The 13,147-nt window shown below is 44.0% G+C and carries 11 protein-coding genes, 1 tRNA gene and 1 pseudogene; 8 read left to right on the top strand and 5 right to left on the bottom strand.

The genetic code is table 11. The features are described from left to right. The 3 genes from NHB35_RS09635 to NHB35_RS09625 are packed head-to-tail and all read right to left on the bottom strand — an operon-like array spanning window position 1 to window position 3,091. Window positions 1-1,446 carry a TRAP transporter large permease subunit gene (locus NHB35_RS09635; protein ID WP_353432143.1) on the bottom strand — a complete coding sequence of 482 codons (1,446 nt, stop codon included), beginning with the start codon at window positions 1,444-1,446 and terminating at the stop codon, window positions 1-3. Next, window positions 1,443-1,985: a TRAP transporter small permease subunit gene (locus tag NHB35_RS09630; protein WP_353432142.1), complete on the bottom strand. Its 543-nt coding sequence runs from the start codon at window positions 1,983-1,985 to the stop codon at window positions 1,443-1,445. The genes NHB35_RS09635 and NHB35_RS09630 overlap by 4 nt, the downstream gene beginning before the upstream one ends. Before the next feature lie 20 nt (window positions 1,986-2,005). Continuing rightward, the gene (locus NHB35_RS09625; protein WP_353432141.1) at window positions 2,006-3,091 is read right to left on the bottom strand and encodes a TRAP transporter substrate-binding protein; all 1,086 of its coding nucleotides are present in this window, start codon (window positions 3,089-3,091) and stop codon (window positions 2,006-2,008) included. 333 nt (window positions 3,092-3,424) lie between these two features. Here NHB35_RS09625 and NHB35_RS09620 point away from each other — a divergent pair, with 333 nt between their 5' ends. After that, window positions 3,425-5,095, top strand: a complete 1,671-nt coding sequence (locus tag NHB35_RS09620; RefSeq protein ID WP_353432140.1) for an MFS transporter — start codon at window positions 3,425-3,427, stop codon at window positions 5,093-5,095. 55 nt (window positions 5,096-5,150) lie between these two features. Here NHB35_RS09620 and NHB35_RS09615 read toward each other — a convergent pair whose 3' ends face one another. Together NHB35_RS09615 and NHB35_RS09610 are read right to left on the bottom strand one after the other, a co-directional pair. After that, a complete protein-coding gene (locus NHB35_RS09615; RefSeq protein WP_353432139.1) occupies window positions 5,151-5,762 on the bottom strand; it encodes an MOSC domain-containing protein in 612 nt (203 codons plus the stop codon). Window positions 5,763-5,785: 23 nt separating this feature from the next. Continuing rightward, a pseudogene (locus NHB35_RS09610) lies at window positions 5,786-5,950 on the bottom strand (DUF6150 family protein); the annotation flags it as partial. A gap of 733 nt (window positions 5,951-6,683) precedes the next feature. On the opposite strand from NHB35_RS09610, the gene NHB35_RS09605 reads away from it, so the two are divergent. From NHB35_RS09605 to sucD, 7 genes are all read left to right on the top strand, one after another. Continuing rightward, a complete protein-coding gene (locus NHB35_RS09605) occupies window positions 6,684-8,282 on the top strand; it encodes an FMN-binding glutamate synthase family protein (protein WP_353432138.1) in 1,599 nt (532 codons plus the stop codon). A gap of 158 nt (window positions 8,283-8,440) precedes the next feature. After that, window positions 8,441-8,517 (top strand) — tRNA-Met (locus NHB35_RS09600). Between the two features lie 61 nt (window positions 8,518-8,578). Further along, the gene (locus NHB35_RS09595) at window positions 8,579-9,112 is read left to right on the top strand and encodes a DUF2878 domain-containing protein (RefSeq protein WP_353432137.1); all 534 of its coding nucleotides are present in this window, start codon (window positions 8,579-8,581) and stop codon (window positions 9,110-9,112) included. Between the two features lie 119 nt (window positions 9,113-9,231). Next, on the top strand, window positions 9,232-10,323 hold the full coding sequence (gene recA, locus NHB35_RS09590; RefSeq protein ID WP_353432136.1) for a recombinase RecA: 1,092 nt from the start codon (window positions 9,232-9,234) through the stop codon (window positions 10,321-10,323). 17 nt (window positions 10,324-10,340) lie between these two features. Then, complete coding sequence (recX, locus tag NHB35_RS09585; protein WP_353432134.1) at window positions 10,341-10,853, top strand: recombination regulator RecX; 513 nt, start codon at window positions 10,341-10,343, stop codon at window positions 10,851-10,853. 187 nt (window positions 10,854-11,040) lie between these two features. Then, complete coding sequence (gene sucC, locus NHB35_RS09580; RefSeq protein WP_353427238.1) at window positions 11,041-12,210, top strand: ADP-forming succinate--CoA ligase subunit beta; 1,170 nt, start codon at window positions 11,041-11,043, stop codon at window positions 12,208-12,210. 15 nt (window positions 12,211-12,225) lie between these two features. Further along, on the top strand, window positions 12,226-13,119 hold the full coding sequence (gene sucD, locus NHB35_RS09575) for a succinate--CoA ligase subunit alpha (RefSeq protein WP_353432133.1): 894 nt from the start codon (window positions 12,226-12,228) through the stop codon (window positions 13,117-13,119). The last annotated feature ends 28 nt before the right edge of the window (window positions 13,120-13,147 follow it).

Below are 13,147 nucleotides of genomic sequence, written 5' to 3'. Positions count from 1 at the left end.
TTATTTATTTTCTCGCAATTGACGCTCGATTTCTGAACTAGAGTCTACCGTGATTTCATTTTGTTCAACTCCAGCTAGTGGATCGATAGATGGTGCATTGATATCGATTGCTGCTGTTGGCTTATCGACAAAATAAGTAACGGTTTCTGGAACAAAAATAATAATTGCAACCAGAATCAGCTGTAGAGCTACCCATGGTAGTGCGCCGTAGTAAATGTCAGAGCTCTTGAGCGACTTTGGTGCAACCCCGCGCAGGTAAAACAAGGCAAATCCGAAGGGCGGATGCATAAAAGAGGTTTGCATATTTGCACCGAGTAGCACCCCAAACCAAATGAGGTCAATCCCAAGTTTTTCTGCAACGGGGGCCAGCAGTGGAATGATGATGAAAGCAATTTCAAAATAGTCCAAGAAGAAGGCTAAAAAGAATACAAACACATTCACCACAATTAAGAAGCCCACTTGACCACCTGGTAAGCCGGACAGGAGATGCTCAATCCAGAGGTCACCATCAACGCCGCGGAATGCTAAGCCAAATACAGTGGATCCAATGAGAATGAATATCACCATCGCATTAATGCGCATCGTGGAAGTCATGGCTTCCCAAACCAAAGGCTTTTCTAAACGTTTGTTCATGGCAGCAAGAACTAATGCGCCAACAGACCCCATAGCGCCACCCTCAGTGGGAGTCGCAAGGCCCATTAAGATGGTGCCAAGCACTAGGAAGATCAATGCGATTGATGGAACGATCCCCCACAAAATTCGCTTAAAGAGCTTCCAATCGATTTTTGGGCGTGCCTCGGGCGGAAGTGCTGGCACATCTTGTGGTCTAAAAATGGATAAGAAGAAAATAAACAAACAAAACAAGACCACTTGAATAATCGATGGTCCAATCGCGCCGGCATACATGTCACCAACAGATTTACCTAATTGATCTGCCAATACAATCAAGACAAGTGAAGGTGGAATCAGTTGGGTAATCGTTCCTGATGCTGCAATCACGCCAGTGGCTACGCGCGGGTTATATCCATAACGCAACATGATTGGTAGCGAGATAAGACCCATGGCAATTACTGACGCCGCAACTGTTCCTGTGATGGCTCCAAGAATTGCTCCAACAATAATGACTGCGTATGCTAGGCCGCCACGAATCGGACCAAACAGCTGACCCAAGCCCTCAAGCATGTCCTCTGCCAATCCACACTTCTCTAGAATCGCGCCCATGAAGGTAAAGAAGGGAATCGAGAGTAATAAATCATTCGAGAGAATTCCGAAAACTCGGTCTGGCAGCGCTTGCAAGAAAGTGGGCTGAAACATACCCATTTCGATGCCAATAAAAGAAAAGAATAAGCCAACAGCACCTAGAGAGAATGCGGCAGGATATCCAATCAGTAAAAATACAATCAGGCCCCCAAACATGATGGGGGCCATCAGATCATAACTAATCATTGCAAGGGTCTTTCGTACTTAGGATCGATCTGAATCATGCCAATAATGGCCGCATAGCGTTTGATGATTTCAGAGATACCTTGAAGGGTTAACAAAAAGAAACCTAATGTAATCACGCCTCGCACTGGCCAGCGAATGAGGCCACCAGGATTGCTGGAGGTTTCGGCTTGAATTACTGAGGTGATAAAAAATTCCCAGGAATACCAGCCAATAATGATCGTCATTGGTAGGAAGAAAATAATTCCACCCCAAAAATCTAACCAAAGACGTGCTTTGTTGGGATAAAGCGCATAAAGCACGTCAACCCTGACATGCTCATTTAGGCGAAATGTAGTGGCAGCGCCAAACATCACCATACCTGCGAACAAATACCATTGAGCCTCTAACCAACCGTTTGAGCTGATGTTAAAGCCGTATCTGATCAGCGCATTTCCAGTGCTGACCAGTACGGCGATAAGAACCATCCAGCTTGCTAAAACTCCAAAACGGTCATTCAGGCGATCAACGAAATTTGCAAAAACTAAAAATTGTTTTGGCATTTTGCTCGTCTCGCTGAAATTTATTTAACTGGGTTGCTTAGCATGAAGCTCATCAGTGTTTGTTCTGCAACCTTATTCCACAACATCTGATCATTGCGGAATTTTTTCCAAGGTTCGTATATCTTCTTGAACGATGGATTCTTGGCGGCTTCTTCCTCATACATTTCAAAGGCAGCCGTTGATGCTGCTTTCATAATTTCCGTGGAATATGACTGCAACTTGACGCCATTCTTAATCAAGCTTTGTAAGGCAATTGGATTTTTGTAGTCATACTCAGCCATCATGTCGATATTGCATTCAGCACAGGCCGAAGCAAGAGCTTCTTGATACTGCTTAGGAAGTTTTTCCCATTCTTTGATGTTGACGTACATGGAGTACATCGAGCAAGCCTCCCACCAACCAGGGTAGTAGTAAAAGGGCGCAATTTTGTAGAAGCCTAATTTTTCGTCATCATATGGCCCAACCCATTCGGCTGCATCAATCACGCCTTTCTCAAGGGCGGGGTAGATATCACCACCTGCGATTTGTTGTGGAATAGCGCCAAGACGGGCCATCACCTCGCCACCTAGGCCTGCAATACGCATCTTGAGGCCTTTGAGGTCCGCAACGGTCTTAACGGGTTTTTTAAACCAACCACCCATTTGGGTTCCAGTGTTACCCGCAGGAAAAGAAATGATGTTGTAGTCACGTAAGAACTCGCGCTGAAGTTTTAAGCCACCACCCCAATACATCCAGGCATTTTGTTGGCGTTGGTTCATGCCAAATGGCACGGTAGTGTCAAACGCAAAAGTTTTATTCTTTCCTACAAAGTAGTAGCCTGCTGTGTGGGTACATTCCACGGTACCCTGTTGGACAGCATCAACGGTACCGAAAGCCGGCACAATCTCGCCCGCACCAAAAATACGAATTTGAAACTTTCCATCCGTGAGTGCGGCTACGCGCTTGGAAATAAACTCACCGCCACCATAAATGGTGTCTAAGCTTTTCGGAAAACTAGAAGCACAACGCCACTTTACTTCGGGCATGGATTGGGCAATTGCAGGTGCAGCCAAAACGCCTGCTGCTGCGCCAAGTGCGGTTTTACCTAAAAAGTCACGTCTTTTCATTTGATTTGCTCCTTATGTAATATTTATTTGGGATGTTGCTAGTAAAGCTATGTGCCAACTTCAATAATCATTAAAGCGAATTGCAATAAGACAAATACAGGGTTTTGCACTTGGGTTGCGCTGAATGCACCTTGCTAGGGCGACTTGCTATTAAATAGTGCAAATCCATGAAGACATCATGGATTAAATGCGTTGCATCAAATCCACATTTCTCGGGAAAACCCCGACTCTATTTGATGGGGAATTACCCTAACTAGTGGATTTCTTTAATTTTTTTCACAGCATAATCAATCCGTTGTTTTTTACTTCAATAAAAATAGTTAGGAGCTACGGATGTCAACAGCACATAAAGCAGCCCCAATGACCGCTGAAGAACGCAAAGTTATTTTTGCATCTTCTTTAGGAACGGTTTTTGAGTGGTACGACTTTTATTTATACGGTTCACTTGCCGCGGTTATCGCTAAGCAATTCTTCTCAGGCCTAGATGCTGGCTCAGCCTTCATTTTCGCTTTGTTAGCATTTGCTGCCGGTTTCATCGTGCGTCCATTCGGCGCTTTGGTGTTCGGTCGTTTGGGCGATTTGATTGGTCGCAAATATACCTTCTTGGTAACCATCTTATTGATGGGTGGCGCGACTTTCATCGTCGGTATTCTGCCTAACTACGCAACCATTGGTGTTGCTGCTCCAGTTATCTTGATCGCATTACGTATGCTTCAAGGTTTGGCTTTGGGTGGTGAATACGGTGGTGCCGCGACTTATGTTGCAGAACATGCTCCTAATGGTCGTCGTGGTGCGTACACAGCTTGGATTCAAACCACAGCTACTTTAGGCTTGTTCTTATCCTTGCTCGTGATTTTGTTCACACGTGAATTTACTGGCCCAGACTTTGACGTTTGGGGCTGGCGTGTTCCTTTCATCGTTTCTATCGCATTGTTGGCGATCTCTGTTTGGATTCGTTTGTCCATGAATGAGTCACCAGCTTTCAAGAAGATGAAAGAAGAAGGCAAATTATCAAAAGCTCCTTTGTCTGAGTCATTCGGTCAATGGAAGAACTTGAAGATTGTTATCTTGGCATTGTTTGGCTTGGTCGCAGGTCAGGCGGTGGTTTGGTATACCGGTCAGTTCTACGCTTTGTTCTACCTCACTCAAGTATTGAAGGTGGATCCAAAGACTGCAAACTTGTTGATTGCCGCCTCACTAGTGATCGGCACACCATTCTTCGTGGTGTTTGGTAGCTTGTCAGATAAGATCGGTCGTAAGATCATCATTATGGGTGGTTTGTTATTGGCTGTAATTACTTACATTCCAAATACCCCAGTTTCTGTTTTCAATGCTTTGACTCACTTCGCTAACCCAGCGCTAGAAAAAGCAATGTCTACAGCGCCTGCAACAATTACAGTTGATCCAGCGCAATGTACTTTCCAGTTCAACCCAACTGGTACTGCGAAGTTCACTAGCTCTTGCGACATTGCAAAACAGGTGATGGCGTCTAACTCTGCTAGCTACTCCACCATTCCAGCCCCAGCAGGTACTAATGCTGTTGTGAAGATTGGTGATATTGAGGTTCCAGGCTACACACCAGTAGGTATGGACCCTGCCGAAGCGAAAGCAAAAGATGCTGAATTTAAGAAAGCTATTCGCGAAGCTTTGAACAAAGAAGGCTATCCAACTAAAGCTGATCCAGCGCAAATTAATTATGTTGCTGTATTGCTCCTGTTGGTTTACTTGGTGATTTTGGTGACCATGGTTTATGGCCCAATCGCAGCGATGTTGGTTGAGATGTTCCCAACCCGCATTCGTTACACCTCTATGTCATTGCCATACCACATTGGTAACGGTTGGTTCGGTGGCTTATTGCCAACAATCTCCTTTGCCTTGGTTGCGCAAAACGGCAATATTTACTACGGCCTCTGGTATCCAATCGTGATTGCTGCGATGACATTGGTAATCGGTACATTGTTCGTACGTGAAACCAAAGATGTAGATATCTATGCACGTGACTAAATATATTTAGTCTGCAGTAAGTTAAACCCGATCAGAAATGATCGGGTTTTTTATTTCAATCCCAAAGATCTTTTTGATTGCGCTTAGCGAGAAGATTTTGGTTTTGTTGGGCAATCGAAGTGTGTCTTGGGCCTGGGATAAGCTGAATTTTTGCCCCTGCAGACACTATTCCAGTTTTGAGTACCCGCAAATACCAGCCACTATAACCAGATTGAACCATAGCCTTAGCGGCACCCTTATAGCCAAGCGCTGCATTGAACTTAAAGCATGGTTCACGCAATTTAGTGACAGCGAACTGTAATTCACCGATCTCCAGTTTGTCACCGACAAATACTTCAGTTTCGAGTAGACCCTCAATCGTAAAGTTTTCACCAAGAGCACCATGTTGAAGAGTAATCGGTTTTTTGGTTTCTCGAGTTAGTAATTCATTCCAAAATGCGTAATGTTCTGCTGGGTAAACGTAAACTGCCTTTTCAAGGCCGCCATGCACATTCAGATCTGCTTGTTCATCACCTTTAACACCAAGATTATTGATCTGAACAGCCATTGGGTTTTGTAGGTTGCTGATACTAACCTTACGAATTGCTGAGGGAACAGACTTGTAATCTGGGTGGTGATTACCAAATAAAGGCGTCACCTTGCCAGAGGAAATAGAGAGCAATCGCATTAGCTAAAGATTAGTAATTTGCATTAATAACGACAACGCGCATCACTCTTGTATTTTGTGTAATAGACAATGAGGTCAGCATCGGATTTGTATTGCGTGTAATAGATCACAGCACGTGCATCACTTTTATATTTTGTATAAAACCACACGCCAGGTTCGTTATCACTGGAGTATTGGGTCTCATAAACAACGCAATTGGCTTCCTAAGGGTATTTCGTGACGAAGACTTTTGCATTGGCCTCCGATGGGTAGTTGGTGATGAAGATTTGAGCGGCAAATGCCCTTAAGGGTACAAAAGCGATCAAAATAAACAATAAGAGTAATTTTGAGAGGGACGTTTTCATGTGCCTATATTACGGTTTATGGTCTTAGCCTTTACAGAATGGGGTGGATTAGTTCGGCCGGTTAGAGCGACGGAATCATAACTTGCAAGGTCCTTAGGTTGCCAACCCTTTCCCAAATAAAATCAATAAGTTAAAAAATCTTGGTCTTCGCCGTGTTACACCCCATATGACATGCCGCCCGCAAAGTACGATAAATAGGGCTTTCTTGGAAGAAACCCTGTAACCAGACGACTTGGAGCCGAGGGTAGTGGCGGAAGTTGTCGTTTAAAACGACAAAAATCTAGTAATTGCTTTTGGGCTTTTGTTGCCCAATTATCAAATTACGAAACTTCACAAATGCCTCATGATGGTCTAACTTATCAATAGCTTCAATCTCAGTTTGGTCATTACTGAATTTTTAAGCAATCACCTGGTATTTTCCAACGACATGCTCGATCGAGAGTATTTAGTGTGGTTTCAAGATATTGTCCTATGAATAATCTTGTTTTTGAGTCGATCAACGAGACCAATAAATAATGTTTAGATGAGTGATACTATTTTGGTGTCATCATAAAACCCTACCAAAGGGAGTAGACAAATGAATTACTCAAGATATTTCGCATGGCTCTCCACATTGGTATTGGCGACCTTCTTCTTTTTTTACAGTATTCCACTGGCGATTCTTTTTGGCGCGCTATTTTTAGTGGGTCTTACAGATGTTATTCAAAATCGCCATTCTATTTTGCGCAATTACCCATTGATTGGCCATCTGCGTTTTTTACTTGAATATATTCGCCCAGAAATTCGTCAATATTTCCTCGAGGATGATGAAGAAAAAATTCCCTTTTCAAGAAATCAAAGAGCGATGGTCTACAGTCGTTCTAAGAAGGTAAATGACAAAAGAGGGTTTGGCTCAACCAAATTAATGTATGGGCAAGATGGAGAGTGGTTGGGGCACTCTAATGCCCCACTACATCCCGACCCTGTGACATTTAGGATCCAAGTGGGCGGACCAAGTTGTTTGCAGCCCTATTCACTTTCCATATTCAATATCTCAGCAATGAGTTTTGGCGCACTCTCCTCAAATGCAATCAGAGCTTTAAATAAGGGTGCAAAGTTGGGTGGTTTTGCGCACGATACTGGCGAAGGGTCGATATCTCCATATCACCGAGAATTTGGTGGAGATATTATTTGGGAAATTGGTTCAGGTTATTTTGGCTGTCGAAATGATGATGGAACTTTCTCCGAGGAAAAATTTGCAGCGCAAGTTGTAGATCCGCAAATTAAGATGGTCGAGATCAAGCTCTCTCAAGGTGCCAAGCCAGGTCATGGCGGCGTCTTGCCCGGACCTAAGGTAACTGCTGAAATTGCCTTAACACGTGGAGTGCCTATTGGTCAAGATTGCGTTTCTCCGGCTAAGCATTCGGCATTTTCTTCGCCTATAGAGTTGATGCAATTTATCGCACGTTTACGAAAATTAAGCGGTGGCAAGCCTATTGGCTTCAAATTGTGTATTGGTCAGCCTTGGGAGTTCTTTGGAATTGCAAAGGCGATGCTGGAGACGGGTATTAGCCCTGACTTTATTGTCGTCGATGGTAGCGAAGGTGGAACTGGCGCAGCACCAGTGGAGTTTACCGATCATGTGGGCATGCCATTGCGCGAAGGCTTACGCTTAGTTCATAACACTTTGGTTGGTATCGGTAAGCGAAAAGAAATAGCTATAGGCGCTTCTGGAAAGATTATTTCTGCTTATGACATTATTAGAGCGCTTGCTTTAGGTGCGGATTGGTGTAATTCAGCCAGAGGGTTTATGTTTGCCTTGGGATGTATTCAATCAAGATCTTGTCATACCGACAAATGTCCAACAGGGGTTGCAACACAAGATCCGCTTCGTCAAAAAGCTTTGGTTGTACCTGATAAGGCAGAGCGTGTTCACGCCTTTCATAAGAATACGATTACATCTCTTTCTGAGTTGATTGGTGCGGCTGGGCTCATGCATCCCAAGGAAATAACAGCTGATTACCTGATGTGCAGAGACGCTTCAGGTAGTGCAATACCGTTTTCCTCTAAATTGCCAACTGTAAGTGCAGGCGCCTTATTGCAAAGGGTTGATGGTCAATCTCATTTGCCTCAGGAGTATGAGTTGTACTGGAAGAGGGCCTTAACGAATAAATTTGGATTGGCTTCAGCAGATTAAATTTTTTAATGTGCGTTTTACTGTCGTTTTAAACGACAAATTCTGTACACAAGGTGTATACCGTTCCTAAATCGTGAAAATGACCGTTTTCAAAGACGACAGAATCTAAGTTATTTCACATAGCGATATGGAGTGAAATTTGCTACAATCACTCCTTCGGCGAATTAGCTCAGCTGGTTAGAGCGACGGAATCATAATCCGCAGGTCCGGGGTTCAAATCCCTGATTCGCCACCAAATCTAAAAGCCATTGCCCAGCGGCAGTGGCTTTTTTCTTAAGATGGCTGGATATTAAGATATGGCTAAATTTTGGAACTTTGTCTTTTTTCAGCTTGGCTGGTTTGCTTGTGTGCTGGGCGCGGCCAATCAACAAGTCTTTTGGGCGGTGCTTGTCACTTCGGCCTATATTGCTTTTCATGTCTGGTATCTGAATGAGCCTAAGGAGTCGCTAGGTCTGCTAAGCAAAGCCTTGCTCTATGGCATTGTTACTGACAGCCTCTTGGTGCAGCTCGGTTATTTGAATTTCCACGATTCTTGGCCTACTAGCCATCTTTCTCCTGTCTGGATGTGGGTTCTATGGATTCTGGTAGCCACCACTATCAATGGATCACTTTCTTGGTTGCGGGGCAGACCCATTTTGGGAGCTTTTTTGGGTGGTATTTGCGGTCCAATGTCCTACGAGGCTGGTATAAGAATGGGGGCTGGATCTTGGGGTTCTGGTAGCCAAACAATCGGCTTAATGTTGGTTGGAGTGGTCTGGGCATTCGCTATTCCACTCTTTTTCTATTGGGATCGAACCCCAGTTGAGCATGGATTAGTTGGAAATACGTAAATTCTTTAGAAAAGTCGCTTGCAAAGGATACTGTTTTTATATACAGTAACTCTTAAGTTGTTAGAAAGTAGATAAAACTTTGGGAAATAGCCCAATAAAAAGCGAAAAAGGAATAAAAAATGGCCTTGGATGATAAAAGAAAGTCAGCCTCCTCAGAATTTGAGGGAATGAGTGGAGACAAGCAAAAGGCGTTAACAGCAGCTTTAGCGCAAATTGAAAAGCAATTTGGCAAGGGCTCAATCATGAGATTGGGCGATGCTGAAATTAGTCAAGATATTCAGGTGGTCTCCAGCGGTTCATTGGGTTTAGATATTGCACTCGGCGTTGGTGGTCTTGCACGTGGTCGCGTAATTGAAATTTATGGACCTGAATCATCCGGTAAAACTACTTTAACTTTGCATGCGATTGCAGAAATGCAAAAGCTTGGTGGAACCTGTGCATTTATTGATGCTGAACACGCGTTGGATGTTCAATACGCCGGAAAGTTGGGTGTTGATGTAAACAACCTATTGATTTCCCAACCAGATACTGGTGAGCAGGCTTTGGAAATTGCAGACGCATTAGTGCGTTCTGGCTCGATTGATCTAATCGTAGTTGACTCAGTCGCTGCATTGGTCCCGAAGGCTGAAATTGAAGGCGACATGGGCGATTCTTTACCAGGTTTGCAAGCGCGTTTAATGAGTCAAGCATTGCGCAAATTAACTGGTGCAATTAAGCGTACCAATACAACAGTCATCTTCATTAACCAGATTCGCATGAAGATTGGTGTGATGTTTGGTTCTCCAGAAACGACTACTGGCGGTAATGCCTTGAAGTTCTATGCTTCCATGCGTTTAGATATTCGTCGTATTGGCAGCATCAAGAAAGGCGATGAAGTTGTTGGTAATGAAACTCGTGTGAAAGTCGTGAAGAATAAGGTTTCCCCGCCTTTCCGTGAGGCCATTTTTGACATTATGTATGGTGCTGGCATTTCAAGAGAAGGTGAAATTATTGATATGGGCGTCGAAGCCGATATCGTTGAAAAATCGGGATCTTGGTATAGCTACAACGGTGATCGGATTGGTCAAGGGAAAGACAATGTGCGCGAGTTCTTGAAAGAGAATCCAGAAATCGCTAAAGACATCGAAGCAAAAATCCGCGAGAAACTAGGCGTTAAAACTGGATCTGCTGTAGTGACAGATGTCTTAAGCGAGGAAGAAGAAGTCGAATAACGCAGTAGAGTTATTACATGACAGAAGTCAGTAGTAAAAAGCCCAAACAAAGCCCGAGTCTCAAAGCTCGGGCTTTGCGTCTTTTATCTTTACGAGAATACAGTCGCAAAAGTTTGGCGGCAAAGCTAGCTGAGTCAGAGGCACGCTGGGCGAAATTGACTGAGTTTGAGCTCAATCCACAAGCTAGCGCCTCGAACATTGATGCGGTTCTAGATGATTTTGAAGCTCGAGGTTGGTTATCTGACGAGCGTTTTGCAGAAGCGTTGGTTCGACGCCGTAGTGAGCGATACGGTACCCGGAAAATTCAGGAAGACCTGCAAAGAGCAGGTGTAGATGCCCAGCAGTCAGCCCAACTCTTGGCCGATTTGAGGGAAACGGAGTTTGAGCGTGCTTACGGACTTTGGTCCAAAAAATATGGGGTAAAAGCGCAAGACCAGAAGGAGCGTGCAAGGCAATATCGCTTCTTGGCCAGCAAGGGATTTGGTCTAGATGTGGTGGCAAGGATTATTGGTGGCCAGACCCCCGATTAGGGCAATTACGGATCAGAAAACCCTATTTGCGGCATTGCAACATGATAGACTTAGGAAGTCGGTCAAGCCGTTCGCATTTATTCAAAAATTGGCTAATTTAGCTATTTCCAGAGTAAGTATGGGATTTTGGCGACATTGTTTTTAAATCCACATCGCTTGCTAAAAAAGATACCGTTTCGGAGTCATTATGAAAATTCATGAGTACCAAGGCAAAGAACTTCTGCGCCAATTTAATGTGCCTGTTCCAAACGGCATTCCTGCATTTAGTGTTGATGAGGCAGTAAAAGCCGCAGAAAAACTAGGCGGCCCAGTATGGGTTGTGAAAGCTCAGATTCATGCTGGTGGACGCGGTAAGGGTGGTGGTGTGAAGTTGGCTAAAAGTATGGATGAAGTGAAGAAATATGCTTCTGAAATCTTGGGCATGCAACTCAAGACACACCAAACTGGCCCTGAAGGTCAAAAAGTAAATCGCCTCTTAATCGAAGATGGTGCAGATATTAAAAAAGAGTACTACTTCAGTATCGTTACTGACCGTGCGACACAAAAGAATGTGATCATGGCTTCTAGCGAAGGTGGTATGGATATTGAGGAAGTAGCAGAGTCACATCCAGAAAAAATTATTAAAGTATTTGTCGATCCATTGGTCGGATTGACTGATGCAGATTGCGACATTGTGGCAAAAGGCATTGGTGTTCCTGAAGCCTCCATTCCAATGGCCCGCGACGTCTTCAAGAACTTATACAAAACCTATTGGGATACAGACGCATCTCTAGTAGAAATCAACCCATTGATCCTTGAGGGTAATGGCAAGATCAAGGCTTTGGATGCTAAGTTCAACTTTGACCCAAATGCATTGTTCCGTCATCCAGAAATCGTGGCCTATCGCGATATTGATGAAGAGGATGCTGCAGAAATTGAAGCTTCTAAATTTGATCTTGCTTACATCTCTTTAGATGGCAATATTGGTTGCTTGGTGAATGGAGCAGGTTTGGCGATGGCAACAATGGACACCATTAAGTTATTTGGTGGTGAGCCAGCAAACTTCTTGGACGTTGGTGGCGGTGCTACTGCAGAAAAAGTAACCGAAGCATTCAAGATCATGTTGAAAAACAAGAGTGTTGAAGCAATTTTGGTCAACATCTTTGGCGGAATTATGCGTTGTGATGTGATTGCTGACGGTGTTGTTACAGCATGTAAAGCAGTAAACCTCACAGTACCTTTGGTGGTGCGCATGAAAGGTACAAATGAAGAGCTCGGTAAGAAGATTCTTGCTGACTCAGGTTTGCCAATTATTAGCGCCGACTCAATGGCTGAAGCTGCTACTAAGGTGGTTGCTGCTGTTGCTAAAAACAAATAATCCAGGAATTTCAACATGTCTATTTTGATTAATAAAAACACCAAAGTCATTACACAAGGTATTACTGGTAAGACCGGTCAGTTTCATACTGAAAAATGTCAGGAATACGCAAACGGCAAAAACTGTTTTGTTGCTGGTGTAAATCCAAAAAAAGCTGGCGAATCTATTTTTGATATTCCCATTTATGCAACTGTAAAAGAGGCGGCAAAGCAAACGGGTGCAACCACCTCAGTGATTTATGTTCCGCCTCCTGGCGCGGCTGCTGCGATTTGGGAAGCCGTTGATGCTGATCTTGATTTTGTTATCTGTATTACAGAAGGCATTCCAGTGCGTGACATGCTTGAAGTGCGTAACAAGATGAAGGCTAAAGAAGCAGCAGGCGGGAAGAAAACATTGTTGCTGGGTCCAAATTGCCCAGGAATTATTACTCCCGATGAAATCAAAATCGGCATCATGCCTGGCCATATTCACAAAAAAGGCCGCATTGGTGTTGTAAGCCGTTCTGGTACTTTGACATACGAAGCTGTTGGTCAATTAACTGCAATTGGCTTGGGTCAATCTACAGCGGTTGGTATTGGTGGCGACCCGATCAATGGTTTAAAGCATATCGATGTGATGCGTATGTTTAACGAGGATCCAGAAACGGATGCTGTCATCATGATCGGTGAAATCGGTGGCCCAGATGAGGCTGAAGCAGCTCGCTGGTGCAAAGAAAATATGAAGAAGCCTGTAGTCGGCTTCATCGCTGGTGTTACTGCTCCTCCAGGTAAACGTATGGGTCACGCGGGTGCATTGATTTCTGGTGGTGCCGATACTGCTGATGCCAAACTTGCAGTGATGGAAGAGTGTGGCTTCAAGGTAACGAAGAACCCATCCGAGATGGCTGCTTTATTGAAAGCTATGTTGTAATTAGCCTTAAGAAAAGGGTGCTAATATT

This window comes from Polynucleobacter sp. MWH-UH23A (genome assembly GCF_040409805.1).
Lineage (GTDB): Bacteria > Pseudomonadota > Gammaproteobacteria > Burkholderiales > Burkholderiaceae > Polynucleobacter.
Note: the sequence above shows the minus strand (reverse complement) of the source record. Positions and strands in the feature narration are given on the sequence as shown.